Annotated in this window: 14 protein-coding genes; 2 read left to right on the forward strand and 12 right to left on the reverse strand. The window is 33.7% G+C overall.

All coding sequences use genetic code 11. From position 1 onward, the window contains the following. Both DFQ06_RS14205 and DFQ06_RS14210 read left to right on the forward strand, forming a co-directional pair. Positions 1 to 2738, forward strand: a 2738-nt coding sequence (locus DFQ06_RS14205) for a T9SS type B sorting domain-containing protein (protein WP_133968374.1), incomplete at its 5' end; no start/stop codon positions are given. Between the two features lie 181 nt (positions 2739 to 2919). Next, complete coding sequence (locus tag DFQ06_RS14210; protein WP_133968376.1) at positions 2920 to 4281, forward strand: exonuclease domain-containing protein; 1362 nt, start codon at positions 2920 to 2922, stop codon at positions 4279 to 4281. A 79-nt stretch (positions 4282 to 4360) separates the two neighbouring features. Here DFQ06_RS14210 and DFQ06_RS14215 read toward each other — a convergent pair whose 3' ends face one another. From DFQ06_RS14215 to DFQ06_RS14270, 12 genes are all read right to left on the reverse strand, one after another. Then, entirely contained in the window at positions 4361 to 5095 is a 735-nt protein-coding gene (locus DFQ06_RS14215; RefSeq protein ID WP_042500276.1) for an acyl-CoA desaturase, read from the reverse strand. 58 nt (positions 5096 to 5153) lie between these two features. Continuing rightward, positions 5154 to 5726 carry a Crp/Fnr family transcriptional regulator gene (locus DFQ06_RS14220; protein ID WP_133968378.1) on the reverse strand — a complete coding sequence of 191 codons (573 nt, stop codon included), beginning with the start codon at positions 5724 to 5726 and terminating at the stop codon, positions 5154 to 5156. Positions 5727 to 5776: 50 nt separating this feature from the next. Next, positions 5777 to 6541, reverse strand: a complete 765-nt coding sequence (locus DFQ06_RS14225; RefSeq protein WP_133968380.1) for a hypothetical protein — start codon at positions 6539 to 6541, stop codon at positions 5777 to 5779. A gap of 170 nt (positions 6542 to 6711) precedes the next feature. Next, entirely contained in the window at positions 6712 to 8163 is a 1452-nt protein-coding gene (locus tag DFQ06_RS14230) for a sulfatase-like hydrolase/transferase (RefSeq protein WP_133968382.1), read from the reverse strand. A 151-nt stretch (positions 8164 to 8314) separates the two neighbouring features. After that, positions 8315 to 9025 (reverse strand): aspartate/glutamate racemase family protein, encoded by a 711-nt coding sequence (locus DFQ06_RS14235; protein WP_159140084.1) that lies wholly within the window; start codon positions 9023 to 9025, stop codon positions 8315 to 8317. Positions 9026 to 9139: 114 nt separating this feature from the next. Then, positions 9140 to 10705, reverse strand: a complete 1566-nt coding sequence (locus tag DFQ06_RS14240) for a sulfatase (RefSeq protein WP_133968387.1) — start codon at positions 10703 to 10705, stop codon at positions 9140 to 9142. 46 nt (positions 10706 to 10751) lie between these two features. After that, positions 10752 to 12332: a sulfatase gene (locus tag DFQ06_RS14245; RefSeq protein WP_133968389.1), complete on the reverse strand. Its 1581-nt coding sequence runs from the start codon at positions 12330 to 12332 to the stop codon at positions 10752 to 10754. A 176-nt stretch (positions 12333 to 12508) separates the two neighbouring features. Beyond that, positions 12509 to 13948 (reverse strand): SusD/RagB family nutrient-binding outer membrane lipoprotein, encoded by a 1440-nt coding sequence (locus DFQ06_RS14250; protein WP_133968391.1) that lies wholly within the window; start codon positions 13946 to 13948, stop codon positions 12509 to 12511. Between the two features lie 11 nt (positions 13949 to 13959). Continuing rightward, a complete protein-coding gene (locus tag DFQ06_RS14255; RefSeq protein WP_133968393.1) occupies positions 13960 to 17115 on the reverse strand; it encodes a SusC/RagA family TonB-linked outer membrane protein in 3156 nt (1051 codons plus the stop codon). A gap of 347 nt (positions 17116 to 17462) precedes the next feature. After that, complete coding sequence (locus tag DFQ06_RS14260; RefSeq protein ID WP_133968395.1) at positions 17463 to 18902, reverse strand: transcriptional regulator; 1440 nt, start codon at positions 18900 to 18902, stop codon at positions 17463 to 17465. A 142-nt stretch (positions 18903 to 19044) separates the two neighbouring features. Beyond that, on the reverse strand, positions 19045 to 19935 hold the full coding sequence (locus DFQ06_RS14265) for a BPSS1187 family protein (protein ID WP_133968398.1): 891 nt from the start codon (positions 19933 to 19935) through the stop codon (positions 19045 to 19047). Positions 19936 to 20258: 323 nt separating this feature from the next. Continuing rightward, entirely contained in the window at positions 20259 to 21980 is a 1722-nt protein-coding gene (locus DFQ06_RS14270; RefSeq protein WP_133968400.1) for a RagB/SusD family nutrient uptake outer membrane protein, read from the reverse strand. Between the last annotated feature and the right edge of the window lie 11 nt (positions 21981 to 21991).

Genomic DNA, 21991 nt, shown 5'->3' on the forward strand with positions numbered 1-21991 from the left:
TCACTACCGAAATTGGAGCTACTTTTAGATATTTTAACACCAGAATGGATGCTAATTTGGAGCAAAGCCAAATTCCAAATCCAACAGCACATCAAAATGTAAATCCAAATTCGCAAACTGTTTTTGTTCGAGTGGCTGTTCCCGATAAATGTGATAATATTACGAGTTTCAATATTGAGACTATCCATATTACCCCACCAACGCTAACCAAAGCAACCTTTTGCGCTGGCACTTCTGTGGTTTTAGATATGGGGCCAAATTACTCAACGTATACCTGGAGCACCACAGAAACCAAGCAATCCATTGAGGTTTCCGTTGCAGGAACGTACAGCGTAACTTTAGAAGATAGCGATGGCTGTATTGGTACGTTTGATGTTGAAGTTGAAGAGTTACCTCTACCAAACGTAATTGCAACATCCATTACAGAATGTGATTATACAGGTATTGCCGATGGATTAATGCAATTTAATCTTCATGATTATGACAATCAAGTTACAGGTAACAACAGCAACGTTACAACTCACTTTTACTTATCGCAAAGCGAATTAGACAATGATTCCAACGAACAAAGCGCAACGTTTACAAACACTACAAATCCGCAAACCATTTACGTAAAGGTAATTGATAACACTACCGGTTGTTTCGATTCTACAACGCTTACATTAAATAGTAGTTTTATAGAATTAACGCCAAATACTTATGAAATTTGCGATACCGATTTCGATGGTAATTACAGCTTCAACCTTAATGAATTAAACACTTTAGTAGTTGCAAACACCGCGAACTTAGCTTTTGAATATTACAATTCGCAAACCAATGCCGAAAACCAAAATTCAGCACTTTCCGGTATTTACACCATCCCGAATAATAATCATGATGTTTATGTTCGAGTAGAAAACAGTTTAGGTTGTGCCTATATCACTTCCGTGGAAATACAACACAGAGCAAGCACTTCCGTGGAAACGGTTACCGAAATACTAGAATCATGTGACGATGATTTAGATGATTATGCCATATTCGATTTAACGTCTTTTGAAAACTTATTTACTACCGAAATTGGAGCTACTTTTAGATATTTTAACACCAGAATGGATGCTAATTTGGAGCAAAGCCAAATTCCAAATCCAACAGCACATCAAAATGTAAATCCAAATTCGCAAACTATTTTTGTTCGAGTATCTGTTCCCGATAAATGTGATAATATTACGAGTTTCAATATTGAGACTATCCATATTACCCCACCAACGCTAACCAAAGCAACCTTTTGCGCTGGCACTTCTGTGGTTTTAGATATGGGGCCAAATTACTCAACGTATACCTGGAGCACAACAGAAACCACACAATCCATTGAAGTTTCCGTTGCAGGAACTTACAGCGTAACTTTAGAAGATAGCGATGGTTGTATTGGTACATTTGATGTTGAAGTTGAAGAGTTACCTCTACCAAACGTAATTGCAACATCCATTACAGAATGTGATTATACTGGTATTGCCGATGGATTAATGCAATTTAATCTTCATGATTATGACAATCAAGTTACAGCAAATAACACCAACGTTACAACTTACTTCTACTTATCCCAAAGCGAATTAGACAATGATTCCAACGAACAAAACGCAACGTTTACAAACACTACAAATCCGCAAACCATTTACGTAAAGGTAATTGATAACACTACCGGTTGTTTCGATTCTACAACGCTTACATTAAATAGTAGTTTTATAGAATTAACGCCAGCCATATTATATGTTTGTGATGAATTAAATTCTGAAGACGGATTAAACACCTTCAATTTAAGCTTAGCGTCTCCTCAAGTTTTAATAAATTCAACTGAAAATTTTAATGTAGCTTATTATGAAACTTATCAAGATGCAGAACAGCAAATAGATCTATTAGCAAATAATTATCAAAATACTGAGGCTTATTCTCAAACCATTTACGCTCGTGTTGAAAATAACGAAGGTTGTTCATATATTGAAGAAGTTCTACTAGTTGTAAATAGCTTACCTAATATTGAAGTTACTCATGAAACTATTTATTGTCTAAATGCCTACCCTGAGACCATCACCTTAGATGCTGGTTTAATTACGGGTTCTACAAATAATTTCACTTATTTATGGAGCACTAATGAAACAACTCCTGAAATTGAAATTAACGAAATTGGAACATATAGCGTAACTGTAACATCTTTAGAAGGCTGTTCGAAAACAAGAGATATTATTGTTTCACCTTCAACTATACCAACCATAGATCGCGTAGATATTATAGATGCTATGGACATACAAACCGTTACCGTTTATCTTAACGAGAATAGTATTGGAGACAATGAATATGCTATAGACAGCGAATTTGGACCATACCAAGACAGTAATATATTTAATAATATAGAGGGTGGATTGCACACCATTTACGTTAGAGATCAAAATGGTTGTGGTATAGATTCTGAGAAAATTTCAGTTATTAGTATTCCTAAATTCTTTACTCCAAATGGAGATGGTTTTAATGATACATGGCTGGCTTTAGGCATATCTAAAGAATTCCAAACAGATGTTTCTATTTATATTTATGATAGGTACGGAAAACTATTAAATATTTTAGATCCCTTTGGCCCAGGATGGGATGGCACTTTTAAAGGTTACCCGATGCCATCTTCTGATTATTGGTACACCGTTGATTTTCAAGAACTTTTTAGCCAAAAACATCGTCAATTTAAAGGTCATTTTACTTTAAAACGATAAAAACCAACTATTTGAATCCTTTGCAAAATTTATCAAAATCTAATTTTTAAAATATTTCATTCACAATAAAATTCGCAGCTACATATTAAAGCAATTATTGCTTACATTTGTAGTACAACAAAAAAAACACTTCATTTAAATATAGTGTAGTATTCCATAAGAATTTAGAAAGATTAGCATAATGATTTATACCGTAATTGATGTTGAAACCGCTGGACCAGGAAATAAACTTACTGAGATTTCTATTTTTAGATATGAAGACGATGAGTTAATAGATGAATTTACATCGCTTGTTGATCCTCAACAGTTAATCCCTGAATACATTACCGATTTAACAGGTATTGACGATTTGATGGTTGCTAAAGCACCAACATTCGCAGAAATTGCAGAAGATATTTTATCGATTACCCAAAACGCCATTTTTATAGCGCATAATGTGAGTTTTGATTATAACGCCATACAAAATGAATTTGCGGCAATAGATATAAAATTTGTTAGAAAGAAACTATGCACCGTTAGACTTTCTAGAAAATTATTACCAGGTCACAAAACCTATAGTTTAGGTAAATTGTGTGCCAAATTAGATATTCCTATAGTAGGCAGACACCGCGCAAGAGGCGATGCTGAAGCTACTGTTATTCTATTTAAAATACTGCTAAAACAACCTACAGCAGCAGAAGTTATTGAGTCTTTTTTAAAGAAAGCTACTAAAGAGACAAAAGTACCAAAACATCTTAAACAAGAAACTTTCGATCAGTTACCAAGTACTACTGGAATATACTATTTTAAAGATGAAAACGATGCTATTATCTACGTAGGTAGAGCTAAAGACATAAAAAAACGCGTGTTAAGTCATTTTTCGAGTAAAGCAGAAAAAGAGATTAATTTATCTAAAGAATTAACCGATGTAGATTACGAGCTTTCAGGTAGTGAAACCATTGCATTACTTATGGAAGATGCCGCGTTAAAGGAACATCTTCCAAAATACAATCAAGCACCAAAACGTGCTCCTAAAGCGTATGCTATATTCAGTTACCAAGATAGAAATGGCATATTACATTTAGCTTACAACACGCTAAAATCGACGCCAAATGCCATACAAATATTATATAGTATTCAAGAATGTAACCATTACTTAGAGGTACTTTGTAAACAGTTTAATTTGTGTCCAAAATACACGCATTTACAAGAAGGCACTGCAAATTGTTCGCTCTACCCTATTCAATCTTGCAAAGGTATTTGTGATAAAAAAGAATCGATGGCCTTATATAATCTTCGTGTTAAACAAGCTATAGATTACCTTAAAAATATGTCTAAAAATGTGATTGTAAAACAAAAAGGACGATATGAAAATGAAGAAGCTTTTATTTTAATTGAAAACAGCAGCTACAAAGGTTACGGTTTTATCGATAAGTACGAGCAAATTAATACTTCGGAAGATTTAGAACCTTTTTTAATTCCTCAACAAGACAACATAGATATTCAAAGAGTTTTGAATAAAATATTGATTAGTCCTGATCAAAGTGTCGTGCAAACCCAGTAACATATTTTATATCTACATAAAACAAAAAAGCAACCTAATTAGGTTGCTTTTTTGTTTTTGCTATATAATACCGAATTTACTAACTAACGGCTTTCTTCAATTTAATAATATGTAGTTTATCTAAAACAACCATAATACAATACGTAATATCAACCTCAAACCAACGCACTCCAAAATTTGCACGTCCACTGTGAGAATGATGATTGTTATGATAACCTTCACCCATCATTAAAAAATCGAATGGCAATAAGTTTTTAGACGTATCGGCAACTTTAAAATTTCTGTACCCATAAATATGAGCAAACCAATTTATAATTACGCCGTGTATTGGTGCCATTAAAAAAGCTACAGGTAAAAATAACCATTGCCACCAAGCAGTTGCAAAGAAAATAAAAAACACAGTGTATAATGCAGCCCAAACTAATCGAGACACTCTAGAACTTGCAAATTTATCGAAAGACTCCCATTGCGGAACGTTTTTGGTAAACTTATCGGCAACCTCAATTCGTTTTTGATTTATGTCTTGATATATGTTTTTTGTACGCCACATCATAGAAAACACATTGGCATCATATTTAGGCGAATGCGGATCTTTTTCTGTGTCGGCATAAGCATGATGCATTCTATGCATAACGCCATAACCATAAGCACTTAAGTAATTAGAACCTTGAAAAACCCAAGTTAAAAAGAAACATATACGCTCTGCTATTTTAGACATGGTAAAGGTTTGATGCGCCGCATAACGATGCAAAAAGAATGTTTGAAAAAACAAACCTGTATACCATAAAATGATAATAAAAATAAGAATACTCATAATCTTTGTTTAGATAACAAAGGTCTTATTACTTTATGGAAATTACAATGAACCTAGGTTAAGAAATTCGTTTCCTAATTCGGCTTAAAGCCTGTGCTGTAACCCCAATATACGAAGCTATATATTTTAAAGGCACCTCTTTTATTAAGTTTGGGCGCTCTGTAAATAACTTAAGGTAACGCTCTTCTGCAGTTTCATTTAAAAGCGATTGCTCTCGTTTAGATTTTATAAGAAATAAACGTTCTGAGGACATACGCCCTATAACATTACCAACAAAACTTTTTTGATATACCTCTTGTAAATCTTCATAAGAAATACTCCAAATAACCATATTGGTAAGCGCCTCTATTTGGTAGAGCGATGGTTTATGTGTTAAAAACGAATCGTAAGCGCTTATAAATTCATTTTCGAAACAAAACCCGAAAGTGATTTCTTTCTCTTTATCTTCCTTCGGAATTAAAAAACGTGCAATACCAGATTCTATAAAAGAGATGTAGTTCTCCACCTGACCAATTTCGGTAAGTTTATCTTTTTTATTAAACTCGCGTTTAATTAATTTAGATGAAAACAACGTCCAATCGGTATCATTTACCGTTATGGTCTCTTCTATATAGGCTCTAATATTTTTCATTTAAAACTATTCTAGTTCTCGAAAAACTCTGGATAAAATATGAATTAAAATTATTTTATATACGCATTAAGTAACTCTTTCAAAAGTAATATATCTTGTTCTTTATTACGTACTAAACGATTTTCTTTATCATTTTCAAAAGCGGCATAATCAATTTCAACTAAATGGATTTCTTTCTTTTGAAGTACGTCTCTACGTCTTTTATTATATTTTTTTATTTGTTCAGCCCTAGTTATACCACTAACCGTCATTACATTTAGCTTCTCTTCATCTTGATCGGCTTCACTTTCCTTTTCTAAAAACTCTATAACTAAATTAGCTTCTTTATAAAAAGCTGCTAAAGGCAATTTCGTTCTTGTTTTTCCTCTTTTATGCATATCTCCTAGTAAAAAAGGAAAGGTATGCTTACGCGATGCTTTTTCGTTAAGCACCTCATCGCATAGGTCTAAAACATAAAACTCATCACTATTTTCTCTAGTTTCTTGAGCTTTTTCTTTTTTAGAAACCGCACCAATAGCTTCATTCGGTACAAACTCTGCTCCTTCTCTTAATAAATACCAATAAACAGCTGTTTCTGTACGTTCTGCATGTACAGCAGGAATTTTATCTAATGCTTTTTCTTTATCTAAAGCTCTAAAAACCTTACGAAGCGGTAACCCTTTTTTTGTGTCTTTTGTAAAAACACCTGCCTCTATTAAATCGGACATAATATCCTTAGCCGGAATAGAGTTTTTTTCCGTATTTGTATTAAAATAATTCTCTATTACTTTATTAATTTGAGCGACTTGATCTTCGCTAATATTACTATTCTTCATGATTATAACTTTTATGCTAATTGTAGCAACTACAATTAAAACGGCCGCAAGATAAGCCAATATTATTACGATGTAATTATACTACTCGTTTTATTAATCTTAAACACATCATTTTACCAGCTAGAACGTAAAAGTCGTACTAATCTAGAAAAAATATCATCATAGCGCCATTACTTTTTAGAAAGTACCGTTTTCATTTGCGTAGGATTAGAATATAATACCTTTTCGTTCTGCATTAATTGTTTATGAATGTGGTGCGTAACATCCATCCAACTCCGTTCTTCAATCCATAACGGATCCATCATTTTAGATTCCCACAGCTTCAATTCATTTTGTAATAATTGATACTCTTCCTTTTTGAATGTTTTTAAGTCTGTGGTTTCCCCTAAATCATTTTCTAAATTATAAAGCGTTGCTCCAAAATCTTGCAATCTCACCATTTTATAATCACCTATTCTAACTCCAGCTTCTTCCAGTTTTCTCCAAAATAATTTATCGTGCGGATTTCCTGTTTTTTCTCCTTTTAAATACGGCAATAAATTGGTTCCGTCTAAAATTAAATCATCGGCCTTTTTAATGTTTGCTGCGGCCAAAGATGTTGTGAAAATATCTAAAGATGAAGATAAGCCACCAAACGTTTGACCACCTTTAATGATTTTAGGCCAACTCACAATAAAAGGCACGCGATGTCCGCCTTCAAACTTATTACCTTTCCAACCTTTTAAAGGTCCGCCGCTAGAACTATTATTTGCCGCTCCACCATTATCACTTAAAAAATATATAAGTGTATTATCTGCTAAGCCCAATGCTTTTAATTTTTGTTGAAGCTTCCCTATATTTTCATCTAAAGACCAAGTCATGGCTGCCAATTCTTGTCTTGGATGATTTTTATACTTTTCTAAATGCTCCGTTTTGGCTTCCATTGGTGTATGCACGGCGTTATAAGCCAAATACATAAAAAAGGGTTGCGCTTTATTTTCTTCAATAAACTTTACAGATTGATCTCCTAAAACATCGGTTAAATACCCATCGAACATAACTCGTTTACTATTATGCTGAAGCATTTTTTCTTTCTTAGGATTTTTATAAGAAAAGTAGGAACGACTCCCGGCTTCGAAACCAAAAAACTCATCGAAACCTCTTTGATTTGGATGATCACTTTTATCTGCTCCTAAATGCCATTTCCCTAAAGCTAGTGTTTTATATCCATTGGCTTTAAACACATCGGCCATTGTAGAAACATCATCCGAAAGGCCAATATCACCAGGATTACCAAAGCCTGTTCCATTAGCTTCAAAACCAAAACGTTGTTGATATTTACCTGTCATTAAGCCCCCTCTAGATGGAGCACAAACGGTAGCGCTTACATGAGCATCAGTTAAAATAACACCACTTTTTGCTAGAGCATCAATATTTGGTGTTTCTAAATCTTGGCTCCCCATAAAGCCAAAATCGGCATAACCAGCATCGTCTATAAGAATAACGATAACATTGGGTTGCTCTTTAGGTTTCACAACACTTTCATCTTTGTTTTCTTTACAAGATGACACAAAAATTAACAAAAGGATAAATAAACCAAATGCTTTTGAAACACTTTCTTGTATTCTGAAAAAGACTGTCATTTTTTGGTGTTTGTATTTTAAATGACAAGTTATAAATTTATGCTTAAGTTAAATATAAAGATCTAAATTTATTATATATGATAAAAAAACATCCCTTTACAGAATGACTGTAAAGGGATGTTTAGATGGTTTGATTTTCTTAAAACATTAGTTATTTATTTAGAATATAATTTACGCCTGCCATGGCATGAATGTCTGTGGTATTAAAAGCCGGAATATCTAAATCTTCATCAAAAATCATTAAAGGAAACTCAGTACAACCTAAAACAATTCCTCCTGCTCCTCTATCCACAAAACCCTGAATAACCGCTAATACATAGGCTTTCGATTCGGATTTAACTTCTCCATAAGTAAGTTCTTCTTGTATAATTCTATGTAATTCATTCAACACAACTTTATCTTCAGGAACTAAAACTTCTATACCGTTATCAGCAATTCTTTGGGTTACAAAATCGGATTCCATAGAGTAAATAGTTCCTATAAAACCAACACTTTTAATACCTTTATTGTGAATTGCCTTAGCGGTAGCATCTGCAATATGTATTACCGGAAAATCTAATTGCCCCTGCACGGTTTGATATACTTTATGTGGAGTATTGGCACAAAACATAACAGACTCTGCTCCTGCTCTATTAAGGCTTAATGCAGCTTCCGTCAACATACCAGCTATAGAATCCCATTTATCTTCCTTTTGAAACCTATGAACCTCAGCCTGATTGAGCGTATAAACTAATAATGGCGGATTGGTGTTATTCCCATAATAATCGTTGATAGATTGATTAATTGCCGCATAATACTCGATTGTAGAGTGCCAAGAGGTGCCACCTATTAGCCCAAGGGTTTTCATTTCTTTTCGCTTCATTTTTGATTTTTCATTTAAAACCTTAATCTTTTCTATAGGTTTATTACATGCTATAGCCACTAAAAGCACTAAACAATATAGCTGTTTTTTTAGTAGAGCCATGAAAAAAATAAATTAATTATTAAACCCTTTGCTTAACACTTTTGCCATTTGCGCTATAACTACTTTATTTTCAGAATTATTAGCAATATTAATATTCTCCTGAGCATCTATTTCATGATCAAAAAGTTCACTTGTTATAAAATCACCTCGTGTTTTACTCTCTGGTTTCCACTCATACCACTCCACATAACGGTATTGATCTGTTCTAACGGTATAACCCATTCTTTCAATACCTCTGAGTGCTTTTGGACCATATCGCCCTAATAGAAATTGACTATATGCAGCATCTTTAACACTAGCTTCTGGGTTTTCTAATAAAGGTTTTAAACTTGTTCCATGTAAATGTTTAGGCACTTCAAAGCCAGTTACATCGCAAAGTGTTGGGTAGATATCAACGAGCTCGGTTAAGGCTTTACTTGTTTTACCTTTTCCGTTAACGTTATTACCACTTATAATTAATGGCACACGAGTATCTATTTCATAATTGGTTTGTTTTCCCCAACCATTGTGTTCGCCTAATTTCCATCCATGATCTCCCCATAAAACAACAATCGTATTTTCCATAAGCCCAGAACGCTCTAACTCATCCATTAAACGACCTATTTGTACATCGACGTAAGATATACAAGCATAATAGGCATGTATTAATTCCCTTTGCTCCGCTTCAGATAATGATGCTTCATTTGGTTTTGGTAAATCGTGTCTTTCAGAATACCCTCTAAGTTCTGCATCACCATGCATACTAAAAATCGGACTATCTTTAGGAGTAAATCGATTTGTTGCCAAAGGAATATCCTCACTATTATACATATCCCAATATTTTTTTGGAGCTGTAAATGGTAAGTGTGGTTTATAGAAACCTACCGATAAGAAAAATGGTTCATCTGATTCGCCTAATTCACGCATTTTTTTCAGTGCCATAGTTGTTTGTGCACCGTCGTAATAATCGTCATCATTGACTTCTGCCATTTCAATAGAATTGGCTTTTGTATAAATAAAACCGTATTTATCGAACTTAGCTGTTCCTTTTTTTACACGATTAAGCTCTTGCTCTTTTTGAATAATTAAATTCTCTTGATTAATATAAACAGCATCCGGATCGAAAGGAAAACCATCGACATGTAAATATTCATTCCAAGCAACAGAATCTTGTAACGTATTATGAAATGTTTTCCCTAAACCTACGGTATGATAGCCGTTATTTTTGAAAAACTGAGGTAATGAAACAATATCTGGTAAAACATCTCTAAAGTGTTTTTTTAAATCCCAAACCTGAGTAGAGTCAGGCCTTAAACCCGTCAACAAACTTGTTCTAGAGGGTGTACATACTGCTTGCTGACAATAAGCGCGATTAAAAACAACACCATTACTAGCGAGTTTATCGATGTTAGGTGTTTTTACAATACTGTTTCCATAGCATCCCAAATCTGGTCTTAAATCGTCTACTGGAATAAATAAAATATTCGGCCTTTTTACCTGTGTAGTTTTAGCTAATTTTCCTTTTTCCTGATTACATCCACTTAAAACTAAAATAGCTAAAAGCCATAATGCATTGAGGATTTTTATTTTTTTTCTCATAATTAAATATAAATTTTGATAATTCTATTTGGTTCTAACTGTATCTCTAAGATTTACTTTTTGGTAATGCGCCTCTCCAACCTTTTGCCAATTGCGCAGATAAACGTTTAACAATATCCTCCTGCTCGGAATTTTTAGCTACATTAACAGTTTCGTTACTATCTACAAAATGATTATATAATTCAACATCAGCAAAATCGCCTTTCAATTTTTTATCATTATCCCAATGGTACCATTCAATATAATGGTATTGCTTGGTTTGCATGGAATAACCCATGTATTCGTTACCATCTTTAGAAACACGTGCACGTCTTCTAAACTGTGTAAAAACAGCATCTTTCCATTCTAAATCTGGGTTTTCAAAAACAGGAATTAAACTAGTACCTTGTAAATAATCAGCTTTATCTAAACCTGTTAAATCGCAAAGTGTTGGGAAAATATCTACTAATTCTGAAAGAGCTTCAATACGTTTTCCTTCTGTTTGATAAGCTTCTTTTATAATTAATGGTACATGGGTGTCGATATAAAAGTTAGTCATTTTTCCCCATCCATTATGGTCGCCTAATTTCCAGCCGTGGTCGCCCCATAGTACAATAACGGTATTTTCATAAAGACCTCTTTCTTTTAATCCTTCTATTAGTTTTCCTACGCAAGCATCAATGTAACTTACACTAGCATAGTAGCCCCTTTTTAGAGAATCGGCATAGGTTTCTGGAACTGGGGTATCTTCTGGGCGTCCAATTTTATAAGGATTAGTGTATGCTCTTAATTCATAATTAGAATTAGCAGACATTACTGTCGCATTTTTGGGTAATTTTGGGTTGGCTGCTAGTGAAACAGATCCAACAGGGTAAAGATCCCAATATTTTTTTGGTGCTACAAAAGGCAGGTGTGGTCTGTAAAGCCCAAGTCCCATAAAAAATGGTTCATTTTTGTCTTTAATTCTATCTATGGTTTCTAATGCTAATTGTGTTTGCATAGCATCAAAATATAGTGAGTCCGGAACATCTGCTGCTTCTATTGCAGGGCCTCGATTCCAGCCATCGCCATATACTTTTTGACCTTTTCTTTTTTCTAATAAAAGTGCTCTTTTTGTTTTTTGATCTTCTAGAGCTTCTTCAGTGTAATAATAAGTTTCAGCATCGCGCAATGCGTAGGCTTTAGTATTGTAAGGATGTGGTTTTAAATCTGGTTCGTCCCAAGAAATAGAATCCGGCATATAATTATGGAAAATTTTACCAATATTAACCGTATAATATCCCGCTTTATTGAAGTATTGCGGCATGGTAACTGCTTCCGGATTAATTTCTCTAAACTTGTCGCCTAAATGCCAAACTCTGGTAGAATCTGGTCTATAGCCTAACATGGTGCTTGCTCTCGATGGTGCACAAACTGCAGCTTGGCAATGTGTGTTTAACATGACCATGGAGGTTCCTGCTAAGGCATCTATATTTGGTGTTTTTATTTCGCTATTGCCATAGCTTCCAAGATCGGCTCTTAAATCGTCTATCGATAAGAAGATGATATTGGGCTTTTTTGTAGGGCCTTCATTTTTTAGGGAGGCGGCTTTATTTCCGCAAGAAAGAAATAAAAAAAATAAAGAAATACATGTTAATAAAATTCTCATTTGGTAAGGTTTAAGTTGTGTTAACCTGTTTTTATAAGTGGTGCTTTCCTGAAATATAGACAGTTAAAATACGAATTAAATAAGCCAGCGATTTTTATTTCCTTATGAAACAAAACTAATTCAAAGTCTAAAATCTACTGGCTCACTATTAACAGAACAAAGGGAGTGTGCTCTATTTATTTTTCGAACCACATAGGATCCTCGATAGTTACTTCTGTAGGTATGTTTATGTTCGCTGCGGCTTCATTGCTAGAATATGTATATCTTCTGATTATATCTGTTGCTCCAGAAAGGTTAGGGACATCAAAATCAACCGACTTTGTTCTTTTCCATAAATTCCATGCTTCTATTCCGTTACCAAATAAAGCGATATAATGCTGATCGTTAATGTAATCCAAAGCCTCTTCTTTTGTTAAAGTCGATAAATCGGGTAAACTAGCGATGTAGGTATCTTTATCTGTTTGTGAAATCTCTCCTAGAGAACCATCGAAATAATCTAAAGCCAATGTAACGCCTTCTAGAAACCATGTGTTTGCTTGAGCTAAACCTCCAGAAATATATTCGTTTGCAGCAGCATCTGCTAATAAAAAGTAGGTTTCAGATGCTGTTGAGTATCTATCAGGTGTGTCTGCTAGAATATTGTTTACATTTATTTTTGAAGCAAATGCGACACCTGTAAATCCTTGAACTAAACCAACATAAACACCATTTGTATTTTGATCAAAATAGGTTGCTCTACGGGGATCGTCTAAATCGTTCATAAGGTTTACTAGTGGGCTTCCTGCGTACCATAAATTAATATTTCCTCCCCAAAAATTATTTATAAAAGTATATTTAGGGTTTTCGTTACCAATTTCAGAACTGTATTGTAATTTGGCTTCTTGGTCGTTAGTGAAGATTAATGCGCTATTTGCTACCTCCTGAAGTCTACTAGAAACTTCACTAGGCTTTTTGTTTGCCATAAACATAAGCATTTTTAACTTTAATGAATTTGCCCAACGAATCCATGCTGCTTTATCGCCTTCAAAAATTAAATCATCAACAATATTAGAATCTACATCTTGTTCTAAAATTGCAATAGCCTCATCCATTAAAGTTACGATACCCTCCATTACAGTTTCTTGAGAATCGAACACTGGATATGGATATTCTGCTGGATTTCCTGCTTGAGTAAAAGGAACTTCACCCCATACTTGCGTGATATTAGAATAAATAAAACCCTCTAATATTTTTGCTTGAGCAACAATATATATGTCATCTGGATAATCTGTTTCAACTAATAATTCTACTAAAGATAAATTTTTTAAACAGGTAGTATACCAGTTGGTCCATGCGTTATTTACTGAGGGTACACCAAGTGTATATCTACTTCTACTTCTCCAGGTGCCACCACTACCTGCCCATTGTTGGGCGTGCATATTAGAACCTGCAAATTCAATAACTCTTTGTGAAGACATATTCACTATGACCTCTGGAAATAAAAGATAAGGAGGTACTGTTGTTACTGCTAATGGATCTTCATTAATATCTGTGATATTCTTAGTGCATCCGTTTAAGCTGAATATAATTATCGATAATATTAATAAATACTTTGTTTTTATGATTGTATTTTTCATCTTTTTCTTATTTAAAATTTAACGTTTACACCAAACCCAATACTACTTGTTGAAGGCAAACCATTATATTCTATACCTCCTCCATTACTGCTTGAGCCAAACAAATTTGTTTCAGGATCAATATGAGGAATACTCGTGTTAAAAATGGCTATGTTTCTTCCTTGCAGACTAAATCTTAAACTGCTAAAAGGTGTCTTTTTTAACTGTTTTTTATTTAATGAATAAGACAAGGCTAACTCTCTCCATTTTATATAAGTAGCATCAAACGTGTTGCTTTCATGAATTCTGGCGGCAGAATAATTACTCCAATAACTTTGAACGCTTGGTATTGGTGTTGTGTTTTCAGAGTAAGTGCCATCTCCATTATCAACAAAGGTGTTGGGGTCTACAAAAAGTGTTTCTCTATCTACAGCTGTTTCTGCGGCCAAACCACTAGTTCTTAGATTAGATACGGTTTGCGAATACAAAACACCGCCTTCTTTCCAGTCGAAAGTTGTGGAGAGTCTCCATCCTTTATAACTAAATACAGAAGTAAGCCCCATAGTAAAGTCTGGCATTATGTCTCCTAAGCGTTCTGTATTACCTTCATAACGTAAACCGGTACTTCCTACTAGTATTTGATCTTCTATAGTATCTCCGTTTTCATCTACAGCTCTAGCAAATCTATTTCCATATAGGCCTATACTTTGTCCTTCTCCGGCAGCTACTGTTAAACCGTTATAGGTACTCGCCATAGTATATACACCTAAGTCGCCTAAATCTTCAATAATGGTTTCATTGGTTGTAAAATTGTAATTTACGTCCCATTTAAACCCTTTAGCTCTAATCAGTTTTATTCCTAATTCCAGTTCAAAACCTGTGTTTGAGATTTCTCCTAAATTAGTCCAAGCAGAACTATACCCTGTAGAAGGCGAGGTAGATAATGCTATAATTTGATCGGTAGTATTAGTCTTATAATAAGTTGCATCTACTGTAAATCTGTTTTTAAAAAATCCTAATTCAATACCAATTTCTTTACTTAATTGATTTTCTGGTTTTAAGTTTGAATTTGGTAGGGAGTTTGGACCAGAAAAAGCGAGCTGACCATCAAAAGGAAATGTTCCTCCTGTACTAAATTGTCCATACCAACTTGATTGAGGATAGTACAAATAATCTAATTGATATGCGCTTGTATCACTCCCTACGTTAGCCCAGTTCCCTCTTAATTTACCATAACTAAAAATATTACTCTTAATATTAAAGGCATCGGAAAAAATAAAACTTAACGCTACAGATGGGTAGAAATAACTGTTATCAGCTTCTGGTAATGTAGAAGACCAATCGTTTCTAGCGGTTGCATTTAAGGTAAGCCATTTTTTATAAGTCATTGTAAAATCTCCAAAAGCTCCAAAAACACGTGTTTGAGAATAATTGTTAAAAGGGACATTACTTTCTACATTACCTGGGGCAAAAAGTTCTGGGATGGTAAGCGTTTCACCAATATTACCAATAATATCAGTTGTTCTTTGGTTCCATTGCATTCCTCCTCTTAAAGTGACATCAAAATCTTCAAAAGAATTATCATAAGTTGCTAAATAATCTAAAGTTATTTCGTTTCTGCTTGTAGTAGATTGTCTATAATTACCTTCAAGAAGCCCAATGGTTCCTTTATGATTATTTCTAAAATATTTTGTGTTATAGGTATCATATCCTACTCTTCCTAACATAGAAAAATGATCTATAGGACTATAAGTAAGCGCCACATTTCCAAAAAATCTTTCGGTATCGGCAGTTCTTTGATTTTCATTAACAATCCAATACGGGTTATTGGTTCCATCAGCATCAACAGGAGATAGCTGTGTTACTCCATCATCGGCTACCCATGGTTTAAAAACATCTATATTGGTAATTCTTGGTAAAGTATTTATAATACTTGTTAATATATTCGGGTCATTTGCCCCTGTTGCCACTGCACCATCTATACCTGTGTTAATATAATTTATGCTGAATACAGAGTTTAATTTATCGGATAATTCAGAACCTGCTTTAAGTCCTAAATTCAATCTGTCTAGAGACGATCCAGGTAAAATCCCTTCATTTGAACTATAAGAAGTACTTACTCTATAATTGTTTTTTCCTTCGTTTGAAGTTCCTGAAATTGAAAAACTATTTACCTTAGTTGAACCTAAATCATAAAAATCTTTTTGAAGATCTGGATTCGATGTAAAGGTTTGTAAATTACCTGCATAATCTGTGTAGGCTGTTCCGCTAGAAATTGCAGGTCCCCAACCTTTAGAGGCGTCTTTTATATTATCGCCATCAGCCTCACTATAAACTCCTAAACTACCTGGGCCATAGCTGTTTTGGAAATCTGGAAGTCGTAGAGGAGAATCGAAACGCATGGTTGAACTATAGGTAATGGTTACGCCTTTTCCTTTCCCTTTTTTAGTAGTTACCACAATAACACCATTAGATGCTCTTGAACCATATAAAGCTGCGGCTGATGCACCTTTAAGTACGGTTAATGTTTCAATATCATCTGGATTAATATCTTGGGCTCTGTTTCCATAATTTGCTCCTCCTGAAATACCACCGTCGGAACTATTACTATCTGATATAGGAACCCCATCAATTACCCATAAAGGGTTATTATCTCCAAATATACGAGTAAGCCCCCTTACTGTTATCTTTGTAGAAGTTCCTACACCGCCGCCGCCGCCGGTAATTTGAACCCCCGATAGTTTACCTTGTAATGCTTGAAGTACATCGGTTTCTCTTGCTTCTTCAAAATCTTCAGATTTTATTGAACTAACGGCATAACCTAATGTTTTTTCGGCACGTTCAATGCCCATTGCGGTTACTACAACTTCGTCTAAGGACTGCGCATCTTCTTTCATGGTAATATTTATAGTAGCGGAAGTACCAATAACTTGTTCCTGGGTTTCCATACCTAAATATGAAAAAATTAGCGTTTGCCCTGGGCTGGCTTTAATGGCATAATTTCCATCGAAATCAGATTGAGCTCCTCTTGAAGTTCCTTTTATTATAATGTTAACTCCGGTAGCAGGCAATCCTGTTTCATCTACAACATTTCCTGAAATTGTTTTTTCTTGAGAAAAAATATGTTGCGTACTTAATAGATGAGTGACTAGAAATAGAATAAGTAATTTTGCAGTTCTTGTTTTCATAAAGTTAATTAATTTGAGTGAGAGTTAGTTTTGAAGTAGGGTGTAACTAGCACTATTTTATCATGCAGTTTAGCCTTAGCTTCTACGTAAATAAACATAAAAACCGTAAAAAAGACCGTGTTTTGGAGGTTACACTTATACTACAGCTATTGTAAACACAGATGTTTTGCTATATTTTAAATATAGATTGAAGATATTAGGAGATTATAAAAATGGTGGGTTTAAAATTATGGATATCTAAAATGAAATTCCATGGCGTATTTTTAAAAACAGACGGCGGAATGACTAGTTGTATGCTTTATATTTAAATAGAGTGTGATAGAAAAATGTGTTTTAAGCAACAAATATTATAAGTTTTTAATCCAAACGTAAAGATTGGTGCCTTCTGGAAGGTCTAGTTTTTTACGTAATCTATATTTTTTAGTTTGCACTGTTTTTGGTTGTACATGAGTGTATTGTGCAATATTTTTTGAAGAAAAGTTAAGCCAAATCATAGCACATAATGATAATTCTGTGTTGACTAGTTTCGGATTAACTTCCAAAAGTTTTGCGCATACTTTGGGATACACCTCTTGAAATCTAATTAAAAAAGAAGCATCATTTTCTTTCGCTAAAGAAATCACCTCATCAAAAGCTACGTTAAGCTTTTGTTTAAGTTTATCACGCTCTAAGTTTTTCTGCTTTATAACGTTTTCTTTATCTTTTATTAAACCCAAACGTTTTTTCCTATAGTAATAGATAACAAACCCTGTTATTGTAATGAAGAGTAAAATCCCACCCCCTAACAAGTAACTAAATTGTTTTTCTTTTTCTTTATGGTTTTGCTCTTGACTTTTTAAAAACCCACTTATTACAACATCTACGTTTTTTTTATATATTATATTTACGCTATCATTAAAAGTGGTGTATTTCAAAAGATACTCATGCGCTCGGCTTTCTTGATTAAGCAACTCATAGGTTTCAGAAAGGAGCTTATACACCAATTTAACCTCTATATATTTCTTCATTCTAATAGAAATATTTAGGCATTCTTCATAATAATCTATAGCTTTTTGATATTCTTTAATAGATTTATAAAAGTTACCCTGCGCTTGTAATAAAATAGATTTATGGTATGCCGAAACCTTTTTTCCCTGCATGAACATCTTAGACTTATTTAGGTAATACCTCGCAGAGTCAATATTTCTATTTGTTTTTAAATAATAATTTGAAATCACGGCATACTTAAAAGATGATTCCTTAATTTTTAAGCTTTTATGAAGATAAAATAATGAAGAGTCTATTTTGTGTTTTGTATTTAAAAAAGCAGATGCTTTATTAATATATAACGTGGCTAAGAGTTCAGAGGAAGTTGTTTTTTTGGTTTCATAAAGACGAAGTCCTTTATTCAGAAATTTAATGGATTTATCATTTAGTTTTAGTGCAGAATAATTTCTACCATAATTTTCGTAAATTTTAATTTTTGCTGTTACTAATTTTTCTTCGGAAATTATTTGGTCTGCTAAATCCAAATACTGCAAACTCTCCAAATGTTTCCCTATAGTACATAGTATACCCGAAATTTGGATATACCCTAATGCAACGGCATCATCTTCATTATGCTTTTTTGCCTTTTCAATAATATCGATACTTAACATTAGGGCTTGTTCCATTTCCCCTTGATTGACTAAAACTCTTACTTTTTTTCGTTGTTGCGAATAATCAATATGCTTTTCCTCATGCTCCTGCCCAAATATGCTATTTGAAAAAGCTATTAAAAAAAATATATTGATATATATATTACGCATTATAAAGAACTATAAGTTAAAAAAAAGCATGGGGTTCTACGTAAAAGTACCTCCTTTTTATTAAAAAAAATAGCCTCTAAAAAAAATTACAGATACCGCATTTTTATTATAAAAAAAATCAAGAAATAAAAATTATTGAAGCTTAATTACCCTTACCCAATAATTCTATCCAATCATTTACATATCCAATATTTCTAACACCGTTAGAATGGCCTTTTTTACCTTCTGGAACAGGTAAATTAAAAGGATAAATATGGCTTTTTGGAATCCCCATAGCGTCATAACTTTCTTTTATTATTTTGGCTGCAGGTTCTGTAACATGATATGTACCATACCAAACATCGCTTGGTGTTACACTTGGTGAATAATACCATTTCGCTATTTTTGGTTTATCTGAATAATCCCAGCCTCCGGAAAAATCTACTACACGCGACACCAATTGTTCTTTGGCTATAAAAGCGGCCATTCCACCTCCTTGAGACTGACCAGAAACTGCAATTTCACTCCATTTAGGAGCTCCATTTTCTAAGTAAGTATCCCAATTACCTGTTTTATCATGTTCCGATAGATAAATAAGTAACTTAGTTAATCTATTCACTATGGCATCTTGAGGAGCATCATCAATTAATGAGAAATTATTATTTCCATAAATACGTCTAGTTCTGAATTCTTTAGTACAATTAGAATTTTCAGCAAGCACTTTTCCTCTACAAATTTGCGCCACTGCTGGTGTGTTAATATATGATATATTAATAACGTGATAGCCTTGATTTACAGCTGTAGCAAATAAGCTCTTTGGCCCTTTTAGTGCAATCCCTCCTGTTCCTGGCATAAAGAAAAGAAGCTTCCCTTGTTTAGCCTCTGGATTATAAACTACTAAATGTGGTGAATTTGCTTCTGAGATTGTAGAATCTGTTTTAGAAGGTTCAATATGTAAAACTTTATATTCTTCTGGAAACCCAGTTGAAGTTTGCGAAAAAACACTACTATTAATAACTACAATTAAAAGAAGTGATGTAAAAATCTGTTTCATTATTTTTTTGATTTAAAATTAGGCATTATTGGTTTTAGTAAAAAACTATCTACAATTTGGTAAAGCAGTTAATTCTCGCTCCAAACAACAATACGTAAATTAACAAAAAACCTATGTAAACCATTAAAAAAAGGGGGTTACACTTATACTACACTTTATGTAATAAGTCTGTTCTTTTTGTTATGAAACGAGAAAATTGAGAAATTATGAAGATTAGCCTTTTGTTTTACGCCTCTTAATGATTTAGCAAAAAAAAATGCTCAACACCAAAAGAGGTGTTGAGCATTTTATAAAACAACTTTAGGGTTAGTATTTATAAATTATTATTCCCAACCTGGGTTTTGTATTAAATTTGGGTTTAACACCAATTCTTCCGCTGGTATTGCTAGTAAATAATCGCGATCTGGATTAAAACTATAACCGTCTACTAGTTCTACAGCATAAGGATCAAGATAACCATCTGCATCAGAATCAAGATTTGCCGCAGTGTCCATTATTAATGTTTCGTAATAAGCACCTTTTGGTCTTTTATCAACAAATAACTTATGTGCTCCCCAACGCATTAAATCGTCAAGTCTAAAGCCTTCATTCATTAATTCCACGACTCTTTCTCTTCTTATTTCTTGAAGCACAGGAGATATTGTATGTCCATAATCTGGCCAGTTAGGATCTGTAACAGGGCTTAACGTAAGTTTTGCTGTTGCGTTTGTTGCAAAATCAAAACCTGCTCTTTCACGTAATGCATTAATAGTAATATCTAAATCATCTTGTGTAATTGTTCCTAATTCAGCCTTAGCTTCAGCATAAATAAGTAATGCTTCACCATATCTCATAAGGATTTTTGCTGTGTTTCTACTATAATTATTAGTAGAAGGGTCTAATGTAGTAATTCTATATTTTTGAGACTCGTATGCCCCAACACTTTGACCTACTGTAGGCTCTTCCCAATATAACATTGAACCATCAATATTAACAACAGTAACATCTCCAGGAACCATTAGTGTTTCTGCTAGTCTTGGATCCCTGTTTGTTTCAATATTAGCTAATTCTTTATCATCTGTGGTTAGTGTACTTACAGCTATAGGCAAACCATCTAGAGCTAAGTAACTTTTAATAGCATCTAGAGAATAAGAAAAATTATTAGGCCAACTAAGTTGAGCGTCATTACCAAAAGAATTACCTAAACCAACATAATCATATTCTCTCCAAAGGATAATCTCATTGTTTGTACTTAAGTTTGTTTGATTAAATAAATCGCCATAGCTAGGGTTTAAAGTTCTTGTACCTCCATCTATAAGTTCTTTTGCTGCATCGGCTGCTTCTTGTAAAAAAGCAGTCCCGTCTGATCCTGCTACTCCAAACTCCGTACCGCTATGATATTTTTCCCATGTACCTTCGTAAAGCGCTATAGTTGCTTTTAATAGTAACGCAGCCTCTTTATTTACGCGAGGTGTAGAAAGATTAGCTTTAGTTTTAAGTAATGAAATAGCCTTGTCTAAATCTGCAAGAATAAAATCGGCAACTTCATTACGTGGTGATCTCGCTTGGTATAATTGATCAACATCTAAGTTATCAAAATACGCTTCGTAGATAGGTAAATCACCATATTTTTTTAGTAAATCGTAATAGAAATAGGCTCTAAAAAAATAACCTTCACCAGTAAATTGATTAATCTCGGTCTCTAAACCTTCTGCTTTAGATACATTTGAAACAAAGTAATTAGCTTGTCTTACTTCATCCCAGCTCCAAAGGGAATTACTACCTGAATTAGGAATACCTTGAGATCCGTCTAATCGAGAAGATATACCTGTGCCAAGACCTAAATCAGTACCTACATCTGGCATTTGAGCACTACCAAAACCTACACCAGACCATCCTGGCAATTTATTATAGAAAGAGTTTGCATATAATTCTAGATCACTTGTTGTTTTCCAGAACTCTGGTTCGGATATTTCGTCTAAAGGTGTTCTATCTAAAATATCGTCGCTACATGACACTAATGAAAGTGTTGAGCATATTGTTAGAAAATAAAATATTTTTTTCATAATTATTATAA

Source organism: Algibacter lectus (assembly GCF_004368925.1).
In the GTDB taxonomy this organism is placed as follows: domain Bacteria; phylum Bacteroidota; class Bacteroidia; order Flavobacteriales; family Flavobacteriaceae; genus Algibacter; species Algibacter lectus.